Source organism: Embleya sp. NPDC025285 (assembly GCF_055558835.1).
The window spans coordinates 29812-54025 of record NZ_JBVHLU010000033.1 but is presented as its reverse complement, the minus strand read 5'-3'; the positions used below and the strand labels follow the sequence as shown (position 1 = coordinate 54025).

The window sequence follows — 24214 nt, the reverse complement described above, 5'->3', positions numbered from 1 at the left end:
CGCCGGACCGTGCCTCGCCAACCGCCCCGCTTCCGCCCCGCCGCACCGCGCGTGTGGCGCCTTCCCCCGGCCCCGCGCGTCGTGCCCATCGTGCGCCGCGCCCCAATCCGTCGTCGCGTCCCGCGTTTCGCGTGTACCCCGGCGTGTGGTGGTGGCGGCCTATGGGTGGAGGTGGGGGGCGAGGGTGGTTGGGGTGGTGGCGGTGGCGAGGAGGCGGGTGCGGATGGCGGTTGTGGCGCGGGCGTAGGCGCTTTTGTCGTCGTGGAGCATGCTGATGCCGTTTGCGGTTTCCAGGAACGCGATCAGTTCGAAGACGAGTTGGGCCGTGTCGAGGTCGGCTGGGGCCTCGCCGGTGGTCTTCGCGGCTTCGGCCTCGGTGATCAGGAGTTCGCGCCATCCTCGCCACGATCGCGCGAGCGCATCGCGGACCCGGCCCGGTCGTGCGTCGAACTCGGCCGAGGTGTTGAAGAAGAAGCAGCCGCCGGGGAAGACCCGGTCGCGGGAGTAGGCGATCCAGCCCTCGGTCAGCCGCCAGAGCCGGAGCAGGCCGGCCGGCTCGGTCCGTGCGGGTGTCACGACGTGCTCGATGTAGATGTCGGTGGCCGCGCCGATCGCCGCGAGCTGGAGTTCCTCCTTCGATCCGAAGTGCGCGAACACCCCGCTCTTGCTGATCTCCAGGTCGCCCGCGAGCCGACCGATGGAGAGACCTTCGAGTCCCTCCACGGACGCGATGTCGGCGGCACGCCGGACGATCGCCTGTCGGGTCCGGTCGCCCTTGCGGACCCGCCCATCCGTCGGAGACGCGCTCACGACCACTCCTAGCTCCGCCGGCCGGCACGTCGGCCGGTCGGCCGATCGGCGTCGATTATCTCCCGGTCCGTCTTGACAGTCTCTTGGTGTTCGATAAATAGTACGACCGGTCGTGCAGTTTTGCCAGACTGCTGCGGAGCGACCGGCTCGCCGGCCGTTCCCGGCCGTTCCCGCGACCGGCCACACGTGCCATCGACCCATCGACCCATCGAGCGACTCAAGGGGCACATTCATGACGGATACCAAGGCACCCGGCGGCGGCACGCTCGCCGTTGTCGGGTCCGAGATCGACGCTCTCGACGTGCGGGCGTTGCATCGCCGCGCGATCGTGTTCGCGCTGGACACGCTCCGACCGGTCCGGAGCGGGCAGATGGACCTGCCCACGCCGTGTGCCGGGTGGGATCTCCGCGATCTGATCGGCCACATGGTCGCGGAGAATCGAGGCTTCATCGCCGCGGCCGGCGGCAGTACCGAACCGGACGCCTGGCGTGACGACGCGCTCGGGGGGGACCCATGGGTCGACTTCGCCACCACGGCGGTCGACGTCGTGGCGGCGCTGGCCGGTGACGAGGTGTCGGAACGCAGTTTGCTGATCCGGGAGTTCGGGTCGTTCCCTGGCTCGGTCGCGATCGCCATGCACTTCGTCGACAATCTCGTGCACGCCTGGGACGTCGCCCGCACGATCGGCGCGCCCGACACCATCGATCCCGAACTCGCCCTGATCGCACTGGACTTCGCCGAGCGCTGGAAGCTGGGCAAGCCCGGCGGCGCGTTCGGCGGCGCGGTCGAGGCCCCGGCGGACGCGACGCCGGGTGAGCGTCTCGTAGCGCTGCTCGGTCGGACGCCGGATCGGCGGGCCGGATGAGCGCCGTCATGACATCCGTGCGAGTCGCGCTCCGGGCCACGGGCGCGGTGTCCCCGCAGGCGGCCGGCGCGCTCGCGTACCGCTTCTTCCATCGCCCGGTCATGCGTGGTCGGGTGCGACCCGCCGAGCGCTCGGCGCACATGTTCGCGACCACCGAGACGCTGGACGTCGGCGGCAAGCGGGTGGTCACCTACCGGTGGGGAGACGGCGCCGAGCCGGTATTGATGCTGCACGGCTGGCAGTCGCGCGGTTCGCGATTCGCGGCGTTCGTCGAGGAGTTGCGGGCCCGCGAATTGACCCCGATCACCTTCGACGCGCCCGGGCACGGGGATTCGGGCGGAACCTGCACCAATGTCCTCGAATACGCCGAGATCGCTCGGCGACTCCAGGATCGGTACGGCGACTTCCGTGCCGTGCTCGCCCATTCCCTCGGCGTGCTGGGCGCGTTCCAGGCCCTGCGCTCGGGGGTGCGAGCCGAGCGCGTGGTGGCCGTCGGCGCGGTGTGCGACATGGAGTACCTGCTGGACCGGTTCAGCTCCGAACTGGGCCTCGCCGCACGGGTCAAGGCCGAACTGCGGGCGCGGGCGGACGCCCGGCTGTTGGCTCCGGAATCGGACATCTGGCAGCGCTTCTCCGCGTCGTACGGTCCCGAGTCGGTACGGGTCCCGATCCTGGTCGTGCACGACGAGGACGACCACATGGCCCTGGCCGACCAGGGGCATCGGCTGGCGGCGGCCTACCCCGACCAGGCTCGGTTGTTCGTCACCCGGGGCCTGGGCCACAGCCGAGTGCTCGGCGATCCGACCGTGGTCGCCGAGGTACTGCGCTTCCTCGACGCGGCGCCCCGGCGGGAGCCCGCCGAGGAGTGCGCGGCGTAGCGAAGGCGGTCGGCGCCGGCGGGTGGGCGGGCGCCGACCGCCGCGTCACCCGCCGGATCCCGCTCGCCGGCCCGAGGTCGGGTCGACGCGCCGAGTCGAATTCCACGGCGCCTTCCACGGATACCGATCCAGGACGCGCACCGGCGGTACGACACCCGACGTCGGGTCGTCGACGATCCGGTTGTACCGGAGCCCGAAGTAGTTCGCCGTCGGCAGGCCCGCGAGCAGCGGACCGTCGAAGCTGCCGGTGCCCTTGGCCATGTCGGTGTGCGCGTTGGCCAACTGGATGTAGGTGAACGTACGCGCGCTGCGGCTCACCCATCCGGTGAAGATCACCACGTGGCCGTCGTGGGTGTCGTCGAGGGCGTCACCGGGGAGCAGGTCGTTCGGATCGACCCGGACGGTGACCGAACGCCGGTCGAGCGAATCGGTGTTGACGTCGGTGTTCGGGAGGTGCCACGCCATCGCGACCATCCCGGAACAGTCCGTGCGGTAGTCGTGGGCACCTTCCGGGTCCGGGGCCTCGGCGGCTTGGTCGTACTGGACATCGCGGTCGTACCAGTCCTCGGCGCGCTCCAGTACCTCGGAGCGGGTGATGTCCCCACCCGGCTCGGACGCGACCTCGGACACGGCTCCCGAGACGCCCTCGGAGACCGTCGGCACCGCGGCTTCGGCCCGAGGCGCCGCCGCCGATCCGCCGAGCACGACGGAGCAGAGCACGGAGAGCCCGATCAGGAGGCGCAGGTGAAGAATTCCGGCGAATAACATGAATCGACGCATTTCACCAGATTCATCCATCATCATGCGCTCCTTGCGGACCGGCGGGCCATCAGGCGTGTCGGCCGCAAGGTGACCGGCGAACTCGCCCGGCCCGGTCGGGCCGCCCGGATCGTTCGGGCCCGGCCGAGACGGGTGCCGGTTCCGGTGCCGGTACGTCGGTGTGGGCGGCGATGCTGGGCCGCGCGGGGACGACGACCGCGCGCTGATGCTTTCATCGATGCACCGCTTCGGTGAACGGGCACTGCGGCGGGTGGCTGCCGGGTGGGGGCGGCTCTGGCATGGCGCGGGGTCGCGTGTCAACATCCGACGATGGACATTGGCGAGGTCGGGGATTGCGCGGTGGACACGCCACTGGGGGAGTTGCGAGTCCGGGACGGCGGGCGCGGCGGCGTCGGGCCGGTGGCCGAGCTGCCGGAATTCTTCTGTATCGACGGTCGCGGGTTCGGCGGGTACACGGCCGCGATCGCCGCGCTGGGCGCGACGCGGTACGCCCCGGGCAAGCAACTGCGCAGCCTGCGGGCGGTGTTCACGAAAACTGCGGTCGCGGGCGAACTGGAGCTGGAGGTCCTGCCGTTGGTACGTGGACGGACCGCGACCTCGGTGCAGGTGATGGTGCGTCAAGGCGGGGAACCGGTGGTCGCGGCGTTGACCTGGTTCGCCGCTCCCGGGCTGCTTCCTGCCGAGGGCGCCGGTCGGCGCGCGGTGGCGGGGGTGCCCGGGCCGGAGGACTGCCCTCGGCTGCCGTGGCTGGCGAAGATCGTGCCGTTCCTGGGCGGGTTCGACGAGCGGGCGGTGGACTACCCGTTGTCGGCGGAGGAGTTCGACGGGGACTTCCGCGGCGACGACGGCGACTCGATCGCGCTGTGGGCGGTCCCGCAATGGCCCGCGCCGCGCGACGGCGGTGGTGGTGACCGGGACGAGGGCGAGGGCAAGGGCGAGGACACGGTCTCGGCCGCGATCGCGGAGCGTCTGGTCGATGTGATGTTGTTCGACGCGCACCTGATGGACGCGGCGTATCGCGGGGCCGCGCGGGGGACGGTGATGACCTCGCTGGACCTGGACGTGACGTGGCACGCGGAGGCGGGCGCGGGCGGGCCGACGCTGTTCCGGGCGCGGGCGGAGTTGGACGGGCTGGTGGCGAACACGTCCGCGACACTGGCCGACCCAGGCGGCACGGTACGCGCGACGGCGACCAGCCAGTGTCGGGTCTATCCGCCCAAGGGCTGAACGCCGAGCGCGGGCGCAGGTCGCGGGCATCCGGCACGGGCGCCGGTCACCGCGGACGCGAGCCGTGTCGCGGCCGACCCGGGTGCCCCTCGAGTGACCGTTCGGGCGCGGCGCGATCACTCACCCATCGCCGCGCGCGCTGCGAGCAGGGTGGCGGCCTCGATCGACGCCGGCGGCGTGCGGCCTGCCGCCAGGTGCCGACGCACCGCCGCGTACGGGATGTCCACCAGCGCGAAGGTGACCCGCTCCAGGGCGGCCGGGGAGACCCGGCCGAAACGTGCCCGGGTGTAGGCCCGCAGGGCGTTCGCCACGGCGTCGTTGAGCATGGTCGCTTCCGGACCCAGTTCCTCGGGCCACCGCGCGATCAGGTCTTCGCGGCGATGCAGCAGGAGCACCGCCGCCTCGTCCGGGCTTTCGCGCACCCACGCGAACACCGCCCGGATCGCGCGGGTGGCGCCCCGGGCCGGATCGGGGTCGGCCAGTGCGGCCAGGAACGGTTGCTGGAAGCGTTGCACCGTACGCAACCACAGCCGGGCGAGCAGCAGGTCGCGCGACGCGAAGCGGTGATAGACCGATCCGACCGGCGCGCCCGCCTCGGCGGCCACCGCCGCGACGGTCACGGCGCCGGCGCCGGTACGCGCGGTGACCCGCAGCACGGCATCGAGGAAGTCGTCGTCGCCGAATCTCGGTTTGCGGCCCACGAGCACCCGTCCTGACCTGTTCGTACCTTGAAGTTTTCTGGAATCCGTATTCTAGTATGGTTCAACCAATACGGCCATCGGAACGCGACCGAGACGGCCACCGATACGGCGAATGATTGGCGGTGGATCATGCCGACCTCCCCGGTCGACACCCCGACCCAGCCCGACCCGACCCAGCCCGATTCGACCCAGCCCGATCCGAACCTGCGCGACGCGGCGCTGCGCATCCTGCGCTCGTACCCGCTGGGCTTCCTGGCCACCACCGACGACGCCGGTGCGCCGCGCGTGCGCCTGGTGCAACATCTCGCGGTCGAGGACGACGCGACGATCTGGATCAGTACGAGCCCGCGCTCCCGCAAGGCGCTCGACCTGATCGCCCGACCGGAGGTGTCCTACTCGGTCGAAGATCGCGCGACAGTGGCCTATGCGACGCTCTACGCCCGCGCGGAACTCCTTTGCGACGGGCCGGAGTTGGTCAAACTGTGGGATGAGACCCTGCGGCCGTTCTTTCCGGCCGGGCCCACCGGGGACGATTTCGCGCTCGTCCGCCTGGTACCGCACCGGGTGGAACTGCTCGACTTCTCCGCCGGTGTGCATCCGGATCCGTACGGCCTGGTCCCGGCGATCTCGGTGCTCTCGCCCGTGCCGCGGGCCGAGGGTCAGGCCGGGAAGTCGAACGTGTAGCCCTGTTGCACCAGCCAGGGCAGCAACTGCTCGAGCGCGGCCAGGGTTTGCGCGCGGTCGCCGCCGGCGTCGTGCATCAGGATGATCCCACCGGGTCCCAGTTCCCTCTCGGCGGTGGCCAGGATCTTGTCCGCGCCCGGCCGCTGCCAGTCGCGGGTGTCGTCGGACCAGTCCAGCGAGCGCATGCCATAACCGGCGGCCATCGCGCGCACCTGCGGGGACCAGTCGCCGCCGGGCGCGCGGAACCAGTCCACCCTGGTGCCCGGACCGCCCGCCGCGACTATCTGGTCGTGCGCGGTGGTGATCTCGTACTTGATCCGGGACAGCGGGCGCTTGGCGATGCCCTCGTCGTGGGTGACCGAGTGGTCGCACAGCCGGTTGCCGTCCGCGACGACCTGCTTGACCAGCTTGGGATTGGCCTTCGCGTTCGGGCCGAGCATGCAGAACGTCGCCTTGGCCCGATACTCCTTCAACAACGCGAGCACCTGCGGCGTCCATTGTGGACTCGGCCCGTCGTCGAAGGTCAACGCGACGGTACGCCCACCGTTCGCCGACTTGCGCACCAGCGCGTCCGGCACCAGTGGCGGCGGCACCGACGTGTTCGGATCGGCCGCCGTCGGCGCGTCGGACGGGGTCTGCCCGGCCTCCGCGGCACCCTCGCGGCCACCGGGTTTCGCCGTTTCGTCCCCCGAGTCCGACGAACACGCGGCGGTACCCACCGCGAGTGCGCCGGCCACGGCGAGAACGGTCAGGCTGCGCAGGGCACGACGGGCGGAAGGGCTCGACACCGGTTGACTCCAAGGGCTGTTCGGAAGCGGGAACACACTTGCGAACACGCCCACACCCAACGGACGGGTTCCGCCCCGGAGCCCACTTTGCGCCGACTTTGATCGTTGTCGACCCATCGCAGACACGAACCCTGTGAACCCGCCGACGCAACGCGAATCACGCGAGCGCGCCGAGCCGACCGCCCGCACCGAGCGACCGCGCGGGCGCTCGCCTTGGCCGGCACCTCAGTAGGCCGGCATCGGCGAAGCCCGCCTGCGCGCAGGCGCGGCTTTGCTCGATCCTCGCTTCGCTCAGACCCGGTCGAGGGCCGTCAGCGTCGTGGCCAGGTCCGGGGTCTCGGGCGCGGGGCGGTTGTGCGGGAGCTTGCCCAGGACCGCGGCCATGCCGCACGTGTTGGTGACGGCGGAGAAAACCAGGCCGGAGCCGATCGCGCCGGCCAGCAGGCGGGCCTTGGGCGTACGGCGACCGGCCGCCAGGCCCAGCACGACCAGCGCGCCGGCGGCCAGGCGGACCTGGCGTTCCATCGGCCACACGTTGCGCGCGCCGCTCGGGCCGTCCAGGGCGTGGCCCTCGGAGACCCAGGCCGAGGTGCCGCCGGTCAGGTGCGCGGCCTCGATCCCGGCGGCGGTCAGCTCGGCGCGGGCCCGCTCGGAGCGAGCCCCGGACGCGCAGACGATCAGCAGCTCGGGGTGCCCGGCCCGCTGGAGCACCGGCACCGCCTCGCGCAGCCGGTCGAGCGGGACGTTGTGCGCGCCGGGGATGTGGCCGGTCGCGTACTCGCCGGGGGTGCGCACGTCCAGCACGGTGAACTCGGTCAGCCGGGCGCGGACCTGCGCGGGAGCCAGGGCGGTCATGGTGAATGGGCCTTTCGACGGGGCCCGGCGCCGGTCCGCGAGGGGCGCACCAGGTGCGGTGGATCCCCAGGGCCGGGCACCGGGCGGGCGATGTGGAGGGCTACCTACCGGTTGTCACTACCTCCGCCTAACGGTGGGACCGAGCACCGTGTTCCGAGGCGGGGCCGGGTTTGTGACGCGATCCACGTCCTCGGCGGGATTCGCGTCGCCGGTCCGCTCCAACAATTCGGCGAGCAGGGGTGCCACCTGGTCGAGTTCGATCAGGAAGCCGTCGTGGCCGTGCGGCGACTCGACCACCCGCAGCGGACCCGCGCCCGGTATGCCCTCGGCCAGGGTCCGCTGCTGGCTCGGCGGATAGAGCCGGTCGCTGTCCACGGCCGCGACCACGGTCGGCGCGGTGACCCGTGCCAGGGCCGCGGCCACGCCGCCCCGACCCCGGCCCACGTCGTGACTGTTCATCGCCTCGGTCAGGACCACGTAGCTGCCCGCGTCGAAGCGCGCGGTCAGCTTGGCGGCGTGGTGGTCGAGATAGGACTCGACCGCGAACCGCCCGTGCGGGCCCTCGTCCGGCTGCCGGGTGCGGCCGAAGCGGACCGCCAATTCGGCCTCGCTGCGATAGGTGACGTGTGCGATCCGCCGGGCCAGGCCGAGCCCGCGCCAGGGCCCGGACTCGGCCGGCCGGTCGTGATAGTCGCCGCCGGCCCAGTCCGGATCGGCCCGGATCGCGTGGAGCTGGGTCGAGCACCACGCGATCTGCTCCGCGCTCGCCGCCGCCGTGGTGGCGATCAGGAACAGCGCGCCGACCCGGTCCGGATGTGTCACCGCCCACTCGACGGCCCGCATGCCGCCCATCGACCCGCCCACCACCGCCGCCCAGCGCCGGATCCCGAGCAGGTCGGCGGCGGCCACCTCGGCCGCCACCTGATCGCGAACGGTCAACCGGGGGAAGCGACTTCCCCACACCCGACCGCCGGGACCGGGCGAGGCGGGACCGGTGGTGCCCCGGCAACCGCCGAGCGCGTTCGGGGCGACCACGAAGTACCGGTCGGTGTCCAGGGTGCGGCCCGGCCCGATCAGGCCGTCCCACCAGCCCGGGGTGGGAAAGCCCGGCCCGGCCGGACCGGCGACATGGCTGTCGCCGGTCAGCGCGTGCAGGACCAGGACCGCGTTGGAGCGGTCCGGAGCGAGTCGACCCCACGTCTCGTAGCCGACGCGGACCTCGGGCAGCAGTTCCCCGGACTCGGTCCACAGCGGCCGGGGCAGGATCAGCGAACGAGGCCCCGCCGGGACGGGAACGGTGGGCGTGTCGTGCGTCATGGTGCGTGGTCCGTCCGAATTCCCGGCTAGTCCGCCTGCGCGGCGCGGAAACCGGCCACCAGGTCGGCGCGCAGGTCGGCCAGGCCCTCGATGCCGACCGAGAGCCGGACCAGCCCCGGGGTGACCCCGGTGGCCAGCCGCTCCGCTTCGGTGAGCTGGGCATGTGTGGTGCTCGCCGGGTGGATGACCAGGCTGCGCACGTCGCCGATGTTGGCCAGGTGGCTGAACAGGGACAGCCCGTCCACGAACCGCCGGCCCGCCTCGATCCCGCCCTTGAGCTCGAACGCGACGATCGCGCCGGCGCCGCGCGGCAGATAGCGCTTGCCCGCGTCGTACCACCGGCTGCTCGGCAGACCCGCGTAGTGCACGGTCTCCACCTCCTCCCGGGCCTGCAACCACGCGGCCAGCGCGCTCGCGTTCGCCACGTGCCGCTCGATCCGCAGCGACAACGTCTCCAATCCCTGGAGCAGCAGGAAACTGGTCAGCGGCGCGATCGAGGCGCCGACGTCGCGCAGCAACTGCACGCGCAGCTTTGCCGCGTACGCGCCCGGGCCCAGGTCCGGCCAGTAGCGCAGTCCGTTGTAACTGGCGTCCGGCTCGCTGAAGCCGGGGAAACGGTCCGGGTGCGCGCCGAAGTCGAAGGTGCCGCCGTCGACCACGACGCCGCCGATCGCGGTGCCGTGACCACCGAGGAACTTGGTCGCCGAGTGCACCACGATGTCCGCGCCGTGTTCGAGCGGCCGGAGCAGATAGGGCGTGGGCACCGTGTTGTCCACCACCAGCGGTACGCCGGCGGTGTGCGCGAGGTCGGCGACCGCGGACACGTCGAGCACGTTGCCACGCGGGTTGCCCAGCGTCTCGGCGAACAGCAGCTTGGTCTGCGGCCGGATCGCCGCGCGCCACGCGTCCAGGTCGTCCGGGTCGTCCACGAAGGTGACCTCGATGCCGAGCTTGGGCAGCGTCCAGTGGAAGAGGTTGTAGGTGCCGCCGTACAGCGAAGAGCTCGACACGATGTGGTCGCCGGCCTCCGCGAGGTTGAGCACCGCCAGCGTGGTCGCCGCCTGCCCGGACGCGGTCGCCACCGCCGCGACACCGCCTTCGAGGGCGGCCACGCGCTGCTCCAGCGCGTCGGTCGTGGGGTTGTGGATCCGGGTGTAGATGTGGCCCTCCTGGGACAGGTCGAACAGCCCGGCGGCGTGCTCGGTGTCCTGGAAGACGAACGACGTGGTCTGGTAGATCGGCACCGCGCGAGCCCCGGTGGTCGGATCGGGCGAGGCGCCGGCGTGCACCTGCCGGGTCTCGAAGGACCACGACGCGATGTCGTCGGCGGGCACGGCCTCGACCGTGGGCGGTGCGTCGATCGTGGACGGCACGTCGGTCGTGCTCGGCGCGTCGGTTGCTTCGATGGTCATCGGGAAACTCCTTGCGGGGTAGGGGAGTCGGCGGTGAGGTCGGGCCGTCGGGAAGAGCCGGGACAGGCCGGGGCAAGCCGGCGAAGGGCATGCGCGGATCCCGCGGTCGGGTACGCGGAGCCGACCGCGGGCGCGGCGAACCGGCCCCGACGCGTGGTGTTCGCGACCGAGGACCGAGCCGACACGGGCCCGAGCGGGAGGAGAGCGGGAAGGGCGGAGCGGGACGCGGGGAGTCGGCGGGTCAGCGCCCGGACTCACACACCGCGCGAACCACCGGGACCGAAACGGTCACCGGGGTTCAGTGGGACATTCGACAGGCCATGCTGGTCACGCGCACGAGATCCACGTGGCGGCGACTGACGAGCATGGGGCTGGACATGGCGGTGAGTCTAGGCGGCCCGATCGCCTTCGCGCCACGGGGTAACCCGGAGGATCCGCGCGACAGCGGCCGGCGGTGCAGGAGATGGGCCCGGCGGGCGGACTCGGCTCGCCCCCGGGTATCCCGCACACCCGGCCCCGGGAAAGCCGGCTGGACCAACCCGCCTTCCTCGTGCTTTCATCACCGCCATGACTTCGCGTCAGGTCGCTTCCACGCTGCTCGACCCCTTCTGGGTGGGTCGACGAGCCGACCACTTCGACCAGACCTGTCGCTGAACCCTGCGTTCGTGCGGCCTTTCGCCGCCGAATGAGCAGAGCGTGCCCCGCCCCGCGTGACCCCCGTCGGTCCGCCGCGCCCGGGCCCGGCTCTCCCGCGTCGCCGCCGTTCGTCCCGCGACGTCCGCGTACACGATCCAGCCCCATTCGCCGCACGTTCGCCCCGCCCCGCTCGGCCCTTTTCGGGCCGCCGCCCGGCGCGGGTGGACCGAGGCTGTACCGAGGACCCAGTCATGGCAACCACCGCACCGCCCACCCTCCCCGTGATCGACATCTCCCGATTCCGCGACCCCGCCGCGGACGTGGCCGGCTTCCTGGCCGAACTGCGTTATGCGGCACGCGAGATCGGCTTCTTCTACGTGGTCGGCCACGGCGTCGACCCGGACCTGCGCGCCCGCGCCCTGGACGTCTCCAAGCGCTTCTTCGCGCTGCCCGAGGCGGACCGGCTCGCGGTCGAGAACGTCAACTCGCCGCAGTTCCGGGGCTATACGCGCACCGGCACCGAGTACACCCAGGGCGGACCCGACTGGCGCGAGCAACTCGACATCGGCCCGGAGCGCGCCGCGCTCACGCTCGGCCCGGACGACCCCGCCTATCTGCGCCTGATCGGCCCCAACCAGTGGCCGGCCGCGCTGCCCGAACTGCGCGAGACGGTGCTCGCGTGGCAGGAGGAGGCGCTGCGGGTCAGCCGCGAGGTGCTGCGCGCGCTGGCCGCCGCACTGGGTCAGGACACCGGCTACTTCGACGAGTGGTTCGACGAGGAGGCCGCGGTCCACGTCAAGGTCGTGCACTACCCGGGCCGGCCGAGTGCCGACGTCGACCAGGGAGTGGGCGCGCACAAGGACTACGGCTACCTCGCGCTGCTGCAACAGGACGACATCGGCGGCCTCCAGGTGCAGGCCCGGGACGGCTCCTGGATCGACGCGACGCCCCTGCCGGACGCGTTCGTGTTCAACATCGGCGAGATGCTGGAGATCGCCACCCGCGGCTACCTGCGTGCCACGAAACACCGGGTGATCGCCCCGCAGCCCGGCGTCGACCGCTACTCGCTGCCGTTCTTCCTCGGCCCGCGCCTGGACGCGGTGGTCGAACCGCTCACCCTGCCCGCCGAGTTGGCCGAGGTGGCCGACGGCGTCACCGAGGACCCGAGCAATCCGCTCAAGCCCGCCTACGGCGAGAACGCGCTGATCGGCTGGCTGCGCTCGCACCCGCGCGTGGTCGAGCGGTGGTGGTCGGACCTGGTCCCGGCCGAACCGGCAGGCGACGGCGACCGCGGTGCCGGGTCTTCGGGTGCGATATCCGCCGCCGAGTCGCCCGAGTCGCCCGAGTCGCCCGAGTCGCCCGGCGCGCCCGGCGCGCCCGACGCGCCCGACGAGTCGGCCGATGCCGAGCGGGAGAGCGAAGTACCGCCCACCGAACCGGCCTTCGAGACCCTTCAGGTACACGCCGGCGCCCGACCCGATCCGAGCACCGGCGCCCGGGCCGTGCCGATCTACCAGACCAGCAGCTACGTGTTCCGGGACGCGGCGCACGCGGCCGACACGTTCGCGCTCACCGACCTGGAGACGCACGCCTACACCCGGTTGTCCAACCCCACCACCGCCGTGGTGGAGGAGCGGATCGCCCAGCTGGAAGGCGGTACCGCGGCGGTGGCCGTGGGCAGCGGCCAGGCCGCCACCACGCTCGCGCTGCTGAACCTGGCCCGGGCCGGCGACCACCTGGTCGCGGCGGCCTCGCTGTACGGCGGCACCCGCACCCTGCTCGAACACACCTTCGCCGATCTCGGCATCGAGGTCACCTTCGTGGACGACCTGGACGACCTCGACGCGTGGCGCGCGGCGATCCGGCCGGGGACCAAGGCGCTGTTCGGCGAGAGCGTCGGCAATCCGCGCGGCAACGTGCTCGACCTGGCCGCCGTCGCCGAGATCGCGCACGAGGGCGGCGTGCCGTTCGTGGTGGACAACACGGTGCCCACACCGTACCTGCTCCGCCCGTTCGAGCACGGCGCGGACATCGTGGTGCACTCCACCACCAAGTTCCTCGGCGGGCACGGCACCGCGATCGGCGGGATCGTGGTCGACGGCGGCACCTTCGACTTCGGCGCCCACCCGGACCGCTACCCCGGCCTGGTCGCCCCCGACCCGACCTATCACGGCCTGTCCTTCTGGGAGCGGTTCGGCGCCGACCGGATCGCCTACGCGCTGCGCCTGCGGGTGCGGCTGCTGCGCGACCTGGGCCCGGCGGTGTCGCCGCTGAACAGCTTCCTGCTGCTCCAAGGCATCGAGACGTTGTCCCTACGCGTCGAACGGCACACCGCCAACGCCGAACGCGTCGCGGCCTGGCTCGACGCGCGGCCCGAGGTGCTGCGCGTGGACCACCCGAGCGTGCCCACCAGCCCGTGGCACACCGCGGCGAAGCGCTACCTGCCGCGCGGCGCGGGCGCCGTACTCTCGGTGGACCTGGCCGGCGGACTGGCCGCGGGTCGGCGATTCGTCGAGGAACTCCGGTTGTTCAGCCACCTCGCCAACATCGGCGACGCGCGCAGCCTGGCCATCCACCCCGCGTCCACCACGCACGCCCAACTCGATCCGGAGCAGCAGGCCCACGCCGGAGTGACCCCCGGGCTGGTCCGGCTGTCCATCGGCCTGGAAGGTGTCGACGACCTGCTCGCCGACCTGCGCCGGGGCCTGGCCGGTGCGACCGGCGCCGGTGAACTCGCGGACGGCGAGGTCGGCCGATGACGACGAGTCAGGCGGTACACGAAAGCCGGATCCGCGGCGCGCGCGGCGAGTTCCACCTGCGCGTGTGGCCCGTCGCCGACGAACCCGTCGCGGTCGTGCTGTTCCTGCACGGCCTGGGCGAACACGCCGCACTGCACGAGCCGTTGGCACACCGCCTCAACGCCGACGGGATCGAGGTGTGGGCCCCGGACCAGATCGGCCACGGCCTCAGTGACGGCACCCGCGTCCTGGTGGAGAGCCTGGACGCACTCGCCGACGACGCCGAACTGATCCTCGAACGCATCGCGGCCGGCCGCCCCGACGTGCCGCTGATCCTGGCCGGCCACTCGCTGGGCTCGGCGGTCACCCTGCTCCTCGCGGGCACGCGTACCGCCGCCGCGCCCGCCCGCGCCCTCGTGCTTGCGGGCGCGGGAACCGGCCTGTCGTCGGGGGAGAGCGGCCTGCGCGCGTTGTTGGCCGAGCACGGCATCGACCCGATGTCGCTGCGCAAGGACCCGGGCGAGTTGTGCGGAAACGCCGAATACGCCGAACGGCTGCGCAACGACCCGCTCGTGTGGTCCGGCGGCCTGCGCCCGGAGACCCTGGACGCGCTGGAGGCGGGCGGCGAGCGGATCGCCGAACTGATCGCCTCCGGCGCGATCACCCTGCCGGTGCTCTTCGTCCACGGCGAAGCCGACGACCTCGCGCCAGCGAGCGCGGTGTCGGCCGCCGCGAAGACGCTGCCCAACGCCCGGGCCCGGATCTTCCCGGGTGATCTGCACAACGTGCTCGCCGAGAACGACCGCGCCCAAGTCCACGACGAGATCGTCGAGTTCGTCCTGGCCGCCGCGCGCGACTGACCACCCGCCCCATTCGGGCGCCACCGGCCCCGGCGAGTTCTCGAATCCCATCGGACTCCTCCACGCCGCGTCGAACCGGTGCGGGTCCGACGGGGCGTGAAGACCCGCCCGGCCATCCCCGCGACACCCTTTTCCAGCAAGGAGATCGATCCACGATGCGCCGCTCCGCGCTCCGCATAGCCGCCGTCCTCGCCCTGGCCGGACCGGTCCTCGCCGCGTGCGGCTCCGGCGGCACCCCCACCCCCGGTGCGACCGGCGCCAACACCCAGGCCCCGGCGCCGGCCGACAGCGCGCTCGATCCGAACGCGACGGCCAAGGTGCGCCTGGTGCTGGAGCCGACCAGCCTCAACCTGACCACCACTGCCGGCGTCGCGGTCGAGCAGGTCCTGCTCGACAACGTCTACCAGGGGCTGCTCAGCGTCGACACCAACGCCGACAACAAGATCGTGCCCGCGCTCGCGACCGGCTTCGAGACCTCCGCCGACGGCCTCACCTACACGTTCCACCTCACCCCCGGCGCGACCTTCCACGACGGTTCGCCCGTCACCGCCGAGGACGCCGCGTGGTCGCTGCAACAGGTGCTGGCTCCCGGCTCCAAGCAGCCGAACGCCAAGACCCTGGCCACCATCGCGAACGTCGCCGCGCCCGACCCGGCCACCGTGGTGATCACGCTCAAGCAGCGCGACAGCAACCTGACCTGGGCACTCACCCAGCGGGTCGGCGTCGTCTACAAGAAGGGCACCGACTTCGGCAAGTTGGACGCCGCCGAGAACGGCACCGGCCCGTTCAAGCTGGACGGCTGGCAGCGCGGCTCGGCGATCACCCTGGTGCGCAACGACGCGTACAAGGGCGCCAAGGCCAAGGTCGCCAAGGTCGTGCTCAGCTACATCCCGGACCGCAACGCCGCCAACAACGCGCAGGCCACCGGCCAGACCGACATCGAGACGGCGGCCGAGGCCACCCTGCTCCAGCCGTTCACCGGCAACGACAAATTCACCGTGTTGCGCGGCACCACCACGGACAAGTACACGCTGGCGATCAACAACGCCAAGGCGCCGCTGAACAACCCGGCCGTGCGGCACGCGATCCGGCGCGCGATCGACAAGGACGCGCTGATCAAGACGCTCGGCGGGGCCGGCGTTCGGCTCGGCGGACCGATTCCCACCTCCGACCCGGGCTTCCAGGATCTGAGCACGATCGACCCGCACGATGCCGCGGCGGCGCGCAAGGCGCTGTCCGAGGCGGGCGTGGACAACCTCAAGCTGACCCTGAAGATCCCCAACATCTACCCCGCCGCGATCGGCGACGTGCTGGTCGCCAACCTCAAGGAAGCGGGCATCGAACTCACGGTCAAGCAGCAGGAATTCACCGCCTGGCTGAGCGAGGTGTACACCGCGAGGGATTACGACCTGAGCCTGGTCAACCACGCCGAGCCACACGACATCGCCAACTTCGCCACCCCCGGCTACTACTTCGGCTACGACAACGCGCAGGTGCGCGAGTGGTACGCGCAGGCGGTGGCCGCGCCGGACGAGCGCACCCGAACCGACCTGCTCACCCGGATCGGCCGCCAGGTCACCGAGGACGCCGCCGCCGACTGGCTGTTCCAGGCGCAGACGCTGACCGTCGTGCGCAAGGGCGTCAGCGGCGCCCCCCAGCACCACACCAGCAGCCGACTCAACCTCGCCACCATCGGGATCACCAAGTGAGCTCGCGCCGAAGGCCGTTGCGGCAGCCGGAGCGGGCCGGTCGGGTTCGGCCGCACCGGAGGCCCCCGCGGAGCCCGGCATGACGCTGTTCGTCGTGCGCCGGCTGGGACTGCTCGTGTTGTCCCTGCTCGGTGCGAGCGTACTGACCTTCGCGCTGCTTCGGCTGCTGCCCGGTGATGCCGCCACCTCGGTCGGCGGCATCACCGCGGACTCCGCCCAACTGCGGGCGATCCGGCACGACCTGGGCCTGGACCGGCCGTTGCTCGTCCAATACTGGACGTGGTTGATCGACGTGCCGACCGGCGACCTGGGTCGCTCGCAGCTCAACGGTTCGTCGGTGACCGCCGAACTGGGCGAGAAGCTCCGGGTGACCGGTCCGCTGGTCATCGGCGCGCTGGTGCTCGCGCTGGTCTTCGCGGTGCCGCTGGGGATGCTCGCGGCGGTGCGTCGTGAACGCCGCGACGGCACCGCCATCAGCGTGGTGAGCCAACTGGGGATCGCGCTGCCGACGTTGTGGGTGGGCCTGGTGCTGATCCTGCTGTTCGCCGTGCAGACCCCGCTGTTGCCCGCGCAGGGCTTCCCGGTCGACGGCTGGGCGGACCCGGGCGAGGCGAGTCGCAGCCTGGTGTTGCCCACCCTGACCCTGGCCCTGTCCGAGGGCGCGGTACTGCTGCGGTTCGTCCGCTCGGCCACCCTCGATGTGCTGCACCGCGACTACCTGCGAACCGCGCGCGCGGCGGGCCGCACCCGGACCGGCGCACTGCTGCGGCACGGCGTGCGCAACGCGGCCGGCCCGGTGTTGTCCATGCTCGGCGTGCAGGTCGCCGCGCTCCTGGTGGGCGCCATCGTGGTGGAGAAGGTCTTCACCCTGCCCGGCGTCGGCTCGATGCTGGTCGCCGACGTGGGCAACCGCGATCTGGTCAAGGTGCAGGGCGAGGTGATGCTGCTGGTGGCGATCGTGTTGTTCGTGGGCTTCCTGGTGGACGTCGCGCAACGACTGATCGACCCGCGCCTGGCGGACGTTCGCACCCGGGAGGTGCCCGCGTGAGGAACTCGAACGCGCCCGAGAGCGTTTCGGTCGGGGCCGACCAGGGCGCGGCGATTGCCGAGAAGGGCGCGGCCACCGCCGCGAACGTCCCGGCGGGCCGTACCGTCCTGCGTGCGCTGCTGCGCGACCGCAACGGCGTGATCGGCGGCACGCTGGTCGCGATACTGGTCGCCTCGGTGTTGTTGTCGCTGATCTGGACCCCGTACGACCCCACTGCCGTCGACCCGAACGCGCCCTGGCTGCTGCCGTTTCGGGACGGCCACGTGCTCGGCACCGACATGCTCGGCCGCGACCAGTTCAGCCTGATCCTGGTCGGCTCCCGGGAGACTTTGCTGATCGCCCTCGCTTCGGCGGGCATCGCCGCCGCGCTCGGCGTGCCGCTCGCGTTGGCCGCGGCGCTCGGACCACGGAGGTTCGCGGCCGGCGTGGTGCAACTGATCGACATCGCCATCGCGTTCCCGGCGTTGCTCACCGCGATGATCCTGGCCGCGGTGTTCGGCGGTTCGGTGTGGACCGCGTCCGGTGCGCTCGGCGTCGCGTTCGGGGTGCACCTGGCCCGGATCGCGCGTGCCGAGATCGAGCGGGTACACGGCACCGACTACGTGCTCGCGGCCACCGCGAGCGGATCGAGCACATGGCGCACCGTCCGCCGACACATCCTGCCGAACATCGCCCCCACCCTGCTGGTGCAGCTCTCCCTGGTGATGGCCGTGGCGTCGCTGACCGAGGCCGCGCTGTCCTACCTCGGCTACGGCAGCCCCGCGCCCGCCGTGTCCTGGGGCCGGATCCTGCACGACCAGCAGCCCTACATCTCCGCCCGACCGCTGCTCGTGATCTGGCCGGGGCTGGCCGTCGCACTGTCCGTCCTGGGCTTCAACCTGCTCGGCGACGCGATCCGCGACGCGAGCGATCCACGCCTGCGACACCGTGCCCCGAAGGTCGGGGCCGACGCACTCTCCGAGGCCGAAGTCCGGCTGCCGGTCCCACCGTTGCCCACCGAGGGCGCGCTGCTTGAGGTCTCCGGCCTGACCATCCGGATCGGCGGGCGTACCGTGGTGGACGGCGTCGACCTGACCCTGGCGCCCGGCGAACGACTGGGTCTGATCGGTGAGTCCGGCTCCGGCAAGTCGCTCACCGCGCTGGCCGTGCTGGGCCTGCTGCCCGAAGGTGCCGAGGTCACCGGCAGCATCCGCCTCGACGGCGTGGAACTGCTCGGCAGACGCGAGCGCGAACTCGCGCGCATCCGCGGGGATCGGGTCGCGATGGTGTTCCAGGAGCCGCTCACCGCGCTCGACCCGACCATGCGGATCGGCCGACAGATCGCCGAACCACTGCGCCTGCACCGGGGCATGAACCGCCGTCAGGCCGACCTCGCGGCGATCGAACTGGCCGAGCGGGTGGGTCTGCCGGATCCGGCCGAGCTGGTCCGGGCCTGGCCGCACCAACTCTCCGGTGGCCAGCGTCAACGAGTGGGCATCGCGATCGCGCTCGCGTGCCGACCCGCGCTGCTGATCGCGGACGAGCCGACCACCGCGCTGGACGTCACCGTGCAGCGGGAGATCCTCGCGCTACTCGACGCGTTGGCCCGCGAGCAGGGCACCGCGCTGCTGTTCATCACGCACGACCTCGCGGTGGTGTCCCGGGTCAGCGACCGGATCGCGGTGCTGCGGACCGGTCGGGTGATCGAACACGGACCCCTGGAGCGCATCCTGTACGACCCCGACGCGCCCTACACCCGCAGGCTGCTGGCCGCCGCGCGGGCGACCGCGTTCGACGCCGGCGCGTTCGAGGCGGCGGACCCCGAGCCGGCGGACCCCGAGGCGGACGTCCGTACCGCGACCGAGCCCGTGGAGGCACCACTGTGACCGCGACCGCGCCCGCCGTACTGCTGCGCGCCGAGGGACTGACCCGGACGTATCGCCTGCCGCGCCGATCGTTGTGGGGCCCGGCCGGGCAGCGGTACGCGCTGCGCGGCGTCGACCTGGAACTGGCCGAGGGCGGCTCGCTGGGCGTGGTCGGCGAATCCGGCGCGGGCAAGTCCACCCTGATCCGACTGCTGCTCGGGCTCGACCGCCCGGACGGGGGAACGATCCACTATCGCGACCGCGAGGTACGGCCCGGACCGGCGCGCTCGCTGACCTGGTTCCGGCGCGAGGTACAGATCGTCCTCCAGGACCCGATGAGCTCGCTCGACCCGCGCTCGCGGGTGCGCGACATCGTGGCCGAGCCACTGGAATGCCTGGGCGTCGAGGGCGACCACGACGCTCGGGTGGACGAGGTCCTGACGTCCGTCGGGTTGGATCCGGCCATGCGTACCCGCCATCCCCACGAATTCTCCGGCGGCCAGCGCCAACGCATCGCGATCGCCCGCGCGCTCGCACCGCACCCCCGCGTCCTGGTCGCCGACGAGCCGGTGAGCGCACTCGACGTCTCCGTCCGCGCCCAGATCCTGGACCTGCTCCGCGACCTCACCACTCGACTCGGACTGTCCCTGATCCTGGTCTCCCACGACCTCGGCGTAGTCCAACACCTGTGCGACCACGTCCTGGTCCTCAAATCAGGCCACCCCGTCGAATCAGGCCCCACCCCCCAAGTCCTCGGCCACCCGACCCACCCCTACACCCAATCCCTCCTGGCCGCGATCCCCACCCTCCCGCCCCCACCCCCAACCCCCACCCACGAGGACGCCCCCACCCACGAAGGCGTCTTCACCAACGCCGGCGCCCCCACCCACGAGGACGTCCTCACCAACGCCGGCGCCCCCACCAACGCCGGCGCCCCCACCAACGCCGTCGTCCCCACGGACACCTGCGTGCCAACCGACAAGGACGTCCCATCGGACAAGAGCGTCCCCACCGACGAGGGCGTCCTGACCAACCCCAGCGTCCCGAGTGAACCCGCCGCACCACACTCAGCCCGGCCGGCGTTTGAGGCCAAGTAGCCGGGCCGGCGCTTGAGGCCACCTCGGCCGAAGGCCGGGTAACTCCAGCCGGGCCGGCGTTCGAGGCCAACCTCAGCCGGGCCGGCGTTCGAGGCCAACCTCAGCCCGGCCGGCGTATGAGGCCACCCCAACCGACCCGTGTATCACGCACCAAGGGGGGTACCAGCCCAGATCCCGGGCCGGGCGAACACGGCCCGAGAGCCCCCCGGAGGGACCATGCCACTCGAGCCCCCCGCCGACGAAGTCGAGCTTCACGTCAACGGCGAAGCCCGACGGCTCCGCGTCGACCCCCGCGTCACGCTCTTGGACGCGCTACGCGACGGGCTGGGGCTGACCGGCCCCAAGAAAGGCTGCGATCTGGGCCAATGCGGCGCCTGCACCGTGCTCCTCGACGGCCGCCGCGTCACCTCGTGCCTGACCTTCGCCCTCATGCACGACGGCCGCGAGGTGACCACGATCGAGGGCCTGGACGGCGACCCCGAAGGGGAGTTGCACCCGGTGCAACAGGCGTTCGTGGACCACGACGCGTTCCAGTGCGGCTTCTGCACACCCGGCCAGATCATGTCGGCGGTAGCCCTCCTCGCCGAGGGCCACGCCGGCGACGACGACCAGGTCCGCGAATGGATGAGCGGCAACCTGTGTCGCTGCGCCGCGTACCCCAACATCGTCGCGGCGATCGCCGCCTCGGCCGGGCGGTAGGCCGCGATGCGCCCCTTCACCTACACCCGTCCGGCCGAACCCGCGCGGGCCTGGACCGAGCTCGGCCCGGACGCGATGTACATCGCCGGCGGCACCAACCTCGTCGACCTGATGAAGTGCGGTGTCGCCACGCCCACCCGCCTCGTCGACATCGGCCGGCTGCCGCTCACCGATCTGACGCCGGACCCGGCCGGCGAGACGATTCGGATCGGCGCCCTGGTCCCGAACAGCGACCTCGCCGCCCACCCGGTGGTGCGCGAGCGGTTGCCGGTGTTGTCCGAGGCCCTGCTGGCCGGCGCGTCCCCACAACTGCGCAACCTGGCGACGCTCGGCGGCAATCTGCTCCAGCGCACCCGCTGCGGATACTTCCGCGACCCGGCGATGTCGTGCAACAGGCGCGAACCCGGCTCCGGATGCGCCGCATTGGACGGCGACCACCGGGGCCACGCGGTCCTGGGCACCAGCGAGCACTGCATCGCCACGCATCCCTCCGACCTCGCGGTCGCGCTGCTGGCGCTGGAGGCCCGGGTGTCGATCGACGGGCCGAACGGCCCGCGCGTCGAGCCGATCGAGACGTTCCATCTGCCGCCGGGGGACACCCCGCACCGGGAGACCACGCTGACCCACGGCGAGTTGATCACCGGGGTCGAGGTGCCGACGACCGCGCTCGGCGCCCATTCGCACTACCTCAAGGTGCGTGAGCGGGCCTCGTTCGCGTTCGCGATGTGTTCGGCCGCGGTCGCACTGGAGGTACGCGAGGGGATCGTCCGGGACGCCCGGATCGCGCTCGGCGGCGTGGCGACCACACCGTGGCGGGCACGTTCGGCCGAGGCCGCGCTGATCGGCGCACCGCCGAGCAGCGCCGCGTTCGCCCACGCGGGTGATGCCGCCGCCGAGGGGGCCGTGCCGCGCCGGGACAACGCGTACAAGGTCGAACTGATCCGCCGGGTGGTCGCCCGCGCCCTGAGCACCCTGGCCGCCCCGAGCATCCTGGCCGCCCCGAGCAGCCCGGAAGACCCGAGCAGCCCGGAAGGGGATCCCGCATGAGCCCGGAAACGCCCTGGATCGGCGCCGCCGAACCGCGCGTGGACGGCCCGGTCAAGGTCACCGGCACCGCGATCTACACCGGCGACGTGGCACTGCCCGACCTCGCGCACGCGGTGCTGGTGCAGAGCACGATCGCCAAGGGAAGGATCACCGGAACCGACATCGCCGCCGCCGAGACCGCGCCCGGCGTACTGGCGGTGTACATCTCCGACGGGTCGTTGGGCATCGGCCCGGTCGCGTCGTTCTACTCGGCCGACAACGGCCCGATGGGCGACGGCCGCACACCGCTGTCCGACCCGTTGATCCACCACCACGGGCAGCACATCGCGATGGTGGTGGCGGAGACCCTCGAACAGGCGGTGGCCGGCGCGGAGTCGATCCGCACGCGGTACCGCCACGAATCGCCGCTGGTGCGGATCGAGGATGCCATCGCGCAGACCCCGCCGGGCCGCGAGGACATCGTCCGGGGCGACCTGGCAACCGGTCTCGCGGTGGCCGATGTGACGGTGGAGGCGTACTACGAGACACCGCCGCAGCACATGAACCCGATGGAGCCGTGCGCGACCACCGCGCGCTGGTCGGGCGATCGGCTCACCGTGTACGACTCGACGCAGTATGTGGGCGGGGTGCGGGTCGCGCTGGCTGCCGCGTTCGGGCTGCCGGTGGACAAGGTCCGGGTGTTGTCCGGCTTCGTCGGCGGCGGCTTCGGCAGCAAGGGCACGGTCTGGCCGCACGTGCTGCTGGCCGCGGCGGCGGCGCGCCGGGTGGGCCGGCCGGTCCGGCTCGTGCTGACCCGCCCGCAGATGTTCACCTCGTGCGGCACCCGGCCGGCGACCCGGCAGCGGATCGTGCTGGGCGCGCACCGGGACGGCCGACTGACCGCGATCGCACACGACGGCACCACCGCCACCTCGCCCGGCGAGAACGTGGTCGAGTCGACCGGCGGGATCACCTCGACCCTGTACGCGTGCCCGAACGTCGCCATCCGGCAGCGGATCGTACGGCTGGACATGCAGCCGCCCACCTTCCAACGTGGTCCCGGGCGGGCCCCCGGATCCTTCGCGCTGGAATCCGCGCTCGACGAGTTGGCCCACGAACTGGGCATGGACCCGCTGGAGTTGCGGTTGCGCAATCATGCCGACACCGACCCGTCGTCGGGTCGGCCGTGGTCGAGCAAGCACCTTCGGGAGTGCTACCGCGTGGGCGCCGAGCGGTTCGGCTGGGATCCGGACGACCGTACACCCGGCACCCGCCGCGAGGGCGACGTGCTGATCGGCACCGGGATGGCGACCGCGGCCCACGAGATGGACCCGGGAGCGGCCGCCGCCCATGCCGAACTGCGGGTCGACGGTTCGGCGGTGATCGGTGTCGCGTCGCACGACATCGGCACCGGGACGTACACGGTGTTCGGGCAGATCGCCGCAGACGTGCTCGGCCTCGCGCCGGACCGGATCATCGTCCGCCTCGGCGACACCGACCTGCCTCAGGCGCCGCCGTCGATCGGCTCGCAGACCGTCGCCTACGTGGGACCGGCGATCCGGCGGGCGTGCGAGGCGGTCCGCGACGATCTGCTCGCGGCGGCCGTCGCCGATTCGGAATCGCCGCTGTACCAAAAGGAGATCGGCGCGATCGAGTTCGGTGCCGATGTGTTCGCGAGCGAGCTGGCACGGATCGGGGTGCCCTCGTTGTCGGCGGTCGGCCACCACCATCCCGACGCGAACTCGCCGTACGCGGTGCAGTCGTTCGGCGCGCACTTCGCCGAGGTCGCGGTGGACTCGCTGACCGGTACGGTCCGGGTCCGGCGGATGGTCGGCGCGTTCGACATCGGCCGGGTGGTCAATCCGCGTACCGCGCGCAGTCAACTGCTGGGCGGGATGACCTTCGGGCTGGCGCAGGCCCTGATGGAGGCGACCACGATCGACCCGCGCCGGGGGCAGGTGGTCGAACCGCACCTGGCCGGCTACCACCTGCCGGTCAACGCCGATGTCGGCACGCTGGACGTGCTCTTCGTCGGCGACGCGGACCCGCACCTCAGCGACCTCGGCGCGCGGGGCGCGGGCGAGATCGGCGTGATCGGCGCAGCGGCGGCGATCGCGAACGCGGTGTTCCACGCGACCGGCGTGCGGGTGCGTACGCTGCCGATCACGCCGGATCGGGTGGTGGCGGGCTCGGGCGCCGGGTGGTAGCGGGCAAGCCGGCGGCGACGTGCCGGGCGCCGC

21 protein-coding genes and 1 pseudogene are annotated in these 24214 nt (G+C 72.2%); 14 read left to right on the top strand and 8 right to left on the bottom strand.

What is annotated here, in order from left to right:
* Positions 1–159: 159 nt before the first annotated feature.
* On the bottom strand, positions 160–810 hold the full coding sequence (locus ACZ4FV_RS22990) for a TetR/AcrR family transcriptional regulator (RefSeq protein WP_402232897.1): 651 nt from the start codon (positions 808–810) through the stop codon (positions 160–162).
* 232 nt (positions 811–1042) lie between these two features.
* Between ACZ4FV_RS22990 and ACZ4FV_RS22985 the strand changes: the two genes are divergently transcribed.
* The gene (locus ACZ4FV_RS22985) at positions 1043–1675 is read left to right on the top strand and encodes a TIGR03086 family metal-binding protein (protein ID WP_402232895.1); all 633 of its coding nucleotides are present in this window, start codon (positions 1043–1045) and stop codon (positions 1673–1675) included.
* Between the two features lie 8 nt (positions 1676–1683).
* Positions 1684–2553, top strand: a complete 870-nt coding sequence (locus ACZ4FV_RS22980) for an alpha/beta fold hydrolase (RefSeq protein ID WP_402232892.1) — start codon at positions 1684–1686, stop codon at positions 2551–2553.
* A gap of 45 nt (positions 2554–2598) precedes the next feature.
* On the opposite strand, the gene ACZ4FV_RS22975 is transcribed toward ACZ4FV_RS22980, so the two are convergent.
* Positions 2599–3321, bottom strand: a complete 723-nt coding sequence (locus tag ACZ4FV_RS22975) for a hypothetical protein (protein ID WP_465323175.1) — start codon at positions 3319–3321, stop codon at positions 2599–2601.
* A 321-nt stretch (positions 3322–3642) separates the two neighbouring features.
* Between ACZ4FV_RS22975 and ACZ4FV_RS22970 the strand changes: the two genes are divergently transcribed.
* On the top strand, positions 3643–4560 hold the full coding sequence (locus ACZ4FV_RS22970; protein WP_402232888.1) for an acyl-CoA thioesterase domain-containing protein: 918 nt from the start codon (positions 3643–3645) through the stop codon (positions 4558–4560).
* 116 nt (positions 4561–4676) lie between these two features.
* On the opposite strand, the gene ACZ4FV_RS22965 is transcribed toward ACZ4FV_RS22970, so the two are convergent.
* Positions 4677–5261, bottom strand: a complete 585-nt coding sequence (locus ACZ4FV_RS22965; protein WP_402232886.1) for a TetR/AcrR family transcriptional regulator — start codon at positions 5259–5261, stop codon at positions 4677–4679.
* A 129-nt stretch (positions 5262–5390) separates the two neighbouring features.
* On the opposite strand from ACZ4FV_RS22965, the gene ACZ4FV_RS22960 reads away from it, so the two are divergent.
* A complete protein-coding gene (locus ACZ4FV_RS22960; protein ID WP_402232883.1) occupies positions 5391–5945 on the top strand; it encodes a pyridoxamine 5'-phosphate oxidase family protein in 555 nt (184 codons plus the stop codon).
* Here ACZ4FV_RS22960 and ACZ4FV_RS22955 read toward each other — a convergent pair.
* The 5 genes from ACZ4FV_RS22955 to ACZ4FV_RS22935 form a co-directional block, all read right to left on the bottom strand.
* Complete coding sequence (locus tag ACZ4FV_RS22955; protein WP_402232881.1) at positions 5921–6733, bottom strand: polysaccharide deacetylase family protein; 813 nt, start codon at positions 6731–6733, stop codon at positions 5921–5923. The genes ACZ4FV_RS22960 and ACZ4FV_RS22955 overlap by 25 nt on opposite strands.
* Positions 6734–7024: 291 nt before the next feature.
* Complete coding sequence (locus tag ACZ4FV_RS22950) at positions 7025–7588, bottom strand: rhodanese-like domain-containing protein (protein ID WP_395863988.1); 564 nt, start codon at positions 7586–7588, stop codon at positions 7025–7027.
* A 117-nt stretch (positions 7589–7705) separates the two neighbouring features.
* Complete coding sequence (gene metX / locus ACZ4FV_RS22945; protein ID WP_402232879.1) at positions 7706–8905, bottom strand: homoserine O-acetyltransferase MetX; 1200 nt, start codon at positions 8903–8905, stop codon at positions 7706–7708.
* Between the two features lie 26 nt (positions 8906–8931).
* On the bottom strand, positions 8932–10317 hold the full coding sequence (locus ACZ4FV_RS22940; RefSeq protein ID WP_395863992.1) for a bifunctional o-acetylhomoserine/o-acetylserine sulfhydrylase: 1386 nt from the start codon (positions 10315–10317) through the stop codon (positions 8932–8934).
* 298 nt (positions 10318–10615) lie between these two features.
* Entirely contained in the window at positions 10616–10696 is an 81-nt protein-coding gene (locus ACZ4FV_RS22935) for a putative leader peptide (RefSeq protein ID WP_395864073.1), read from the bottom strand.
* A 508-nt stretch (positions 10697–11204) separates the two neighbouring features.
* Between ACZ4FV_RS22935 and ACZ4FV_RS22930 the strand changes: the two are divergent.
* The 10 genes and pseudogenes from ACZ4FV_RS22930 to ACZ4FV_RS22885 form a co-directional block, all read left to right on the top strand.
* Positions 11205–12029, top strand: a pseudogene (locus tag ACZ4FV_RS22930) (isopenicillin N synthase family dioxygenase); the annotation flags it as partial.
* Positions 12030–12266: 237 nt separating this feature from the next.
* Entirely contained in the window at positions 12267–13712 is a 1446-nt protein-coding gene (locus ACZ4FV_RS22925) for an O-acetylhomoserine aminocarboxypropyltransferase/cysteine synthase family protein (protein WP_465323186.1), read from the top strand.
* Complete coding sequence (locus tag ACZ4FV_RS22920) at positions 13709–14551, top strand: alpha/beta fold hydrolase (RefSeq protein ID WP_402232876.1); 843 nt, start codon at positions 13709–13711, stop codon at positions 14549–14551. Before ACZ4FV_RS22925 ends, ACZ4FV_RS22920 begins: the two co-directional genes overlap by 4 nt.
* 155 nt (positions 14552–14706) lie before the next feature.
* A complete protein-coding gene (locus ACZ4FV_RS22915; RefSeq protein ID WP_402232873.1) occupies positions 14707–16260 on the top strand; it encodes an ABC transporter substrate-binding protein in 1554 nt (517 codons plus the stop codon).
* A 79-nt stretch (positions 16261–16339) separates the two neighbouring features.
* Positions 16340–17308, top strand: coding sequence for an ABC transporter permease (locus tag ACZ4FV_RS22910; RefSeq protein ID WP_465323174.1), 969 nt, complete (start codon positions 16340–16342; stop codon positions 17306–17308).
* Positions 17305–19173, top strand: coding sequence for an ATP-binding cassette domain-containing protein (locus ACZ4FV_RS22905; RefSeq protein WP_465323173.1), 1869 nt, complete (start codon positions 17305–17307; stop codon positions 19171–19173). The genes ACZ4FV_RS22910 and ACZ4FV_RS22905 overlap by 4 nt, the downstream gene beginning before the upstream one ends.
* A complete protein-coding gene (locus tag ACZ4FV_RS22900) occupies positions 19170–20249 on the top strand; it encodes an ABC transporter ATP-binding protein (RefSeq protein ID WP_465323172.1) in 1080 nt (359 codons plus the stop codon). The genes ACZ4FV_RS22905 and ACZ4FV_RS22900 overlap by 4 nt, the downstream gene beginning before the upstream one ends.
* A gap of 216 nt (positions 20250–20465) precedes the next feature.
* A complete protein-coding gene (locus ACZ4FV_RS22895) occupies positions 20466–20948 on the top strand; it encodes a (2Fe-2S)-binding protein (RefSeq protein WP_402232863.1) in 483 nt (160 codons plus the stop codon).
* A 6-nt stretch (positions 20949–20954) separates the two neighbouring features.
* Complete coding sequence (locus ACZ4FV_RS22890; protein WP_395864008.1) at positions 20955–21995, top strand: FAD binding domain-containing protein; 1041 nt, start codon at positions 20955–20957, stop codon at positions 21993–21995.
* The gene (locus ACZ4FV_RS22885; RefSeq protein WP_402232860.1) at positions 21992–24181 is read left to right on the top strand and encodes a xanthine dehydrogenase family protein molybdopterin-binding subunit; all 2190 of its coding nucleotides are present in this window, start codon (positions 21992–21994) and stop codon (positions 24179–24181) included. Before ACZ4FV_RS22890 ends, ACZ4FV_RS22885 begins: the two co-directional genes overlap by 4 nt.
* Positions 24182–24214 lie beyond the last annotated feature (33 nt).

What these genes read in the sequence shown, in the direction of transcription:
- ACZ4FV_RS22985 (WP_402232895.1), top strand. Translation starts at nt 1,043, where the DNA reads ATGACGGATACCAAGGCACCCGGCGGCGGCACGCTCGCCGTTGTCGGG.
- ACZ4FV_RS22980 (WP_402232892.1), top strand. Translation starts at nt 1,684, where the DNA reads ATGACATCCGTGCGAGTCGCGCTCCGGGCCACGGGCGCGGTGTCCCCG.
- ACZ4FV_RS22975 (WP_465323175.1), bottom strand. Translation starts at nt 3,321, where the DNA reads ATGTTATTCGCCGGAATTCTTCACCTGCGCCTCCTGATCGGGCTCTCC.
- ACZ4FV_RS22970 (WP_402232888.1), top strand. Translation starts at nt 3,643, where the DNA reads ATGGACATTGGCGAGGTCGGGGATTGCGCGGTGGACACGCCACTGGGG.
- ACZ4FV_RS22960 (WP_402232883.1), top strand. Translation starts at nt 5,391, where the DNA reads ATGCCGACCTCCCCGGTCGACACCCCGACCCAGCCCGACCCGACCCAG.
- ACZ4FV_RS22950 (WP_395863988.1), bottom strand. Translation starts at nt 7,588, where the DNA reads ATGACCGCCCTGGCTCCCGCGCAGGTCCGCGCCCGGCTGACCGAGTTC.
- metX (WP_402232879.1), bottom strand. Translation starts at nt 8,905, where the DNA reads ATGACGCACGACACGCCCACCGTTCCCGTCCCGGCGGGGCCTCGTTCG.
- ACZ4FV_RS22940 (WP_395863992.1), bottom strand. Translation starts at nt 10,317, where the DNA reads ATGACCATCGAAGCAACCGACGCGCCGAGCACGACCGACGTGCCGTCC.
- ACZ4FV_RS22935 (WP_395864073.1), bottom strand. Translation starts at nt 10,696, where the DNA reads ATGTCCAGCCCCATGCTCGTCAGTCGCCGCCACGTGGATCTCGTGCGC.
- ACZ4FV_RS22920 (WP_402232876.1), top strand. Translation starts at nt 13,709, where the DNA reads ATGACGACGAGTCAGGCGGTACACGAAAGCCGGATCCGCGGCGCGCGC.
- ACZ4FV_RS22915 (WP_402232873.1), top strand. Translation starts at nt 14,707, where the DNA reads ATGCGCCGCTCCGCGCTCCGCATAGCCGCCGTCCTCGCCCTGGCCGGA.
- ACZ4FV_RS22910 (WP_465323174.1), top strand. Translation starts at nt 16,340, where the DNA reads ATGACGCTGTTCGTCGTGCGCCGGCTGGGACTGCTCGTGTTGTCCCTG.
- ACZ4FV_RS22895 (WP_402232863.1), top strand. Translation starts at nt 20,466, where the DNA reads ATGCCACTCGAGCCCCCCGCCGACGAAGTCGAGCTTCACGTCAACGGC.
- ACZ4FV_RS22890 (WP_395864008.1), top strand. Translation starts at nt 20,955, where the DNA reads ATGCGCCCCTTCACCTACACCCGTCCGGCCGAACCCGCGCGGGCCTGG.
- ACZ4FV_RS22885 (WP_402232860.1), top strand. Translation starts at nt 21,992, where the DNA reads ATGAGCCCGGAAACGCCCTGGATCGGCGCCGCCGAACCGCGCGTGGAC.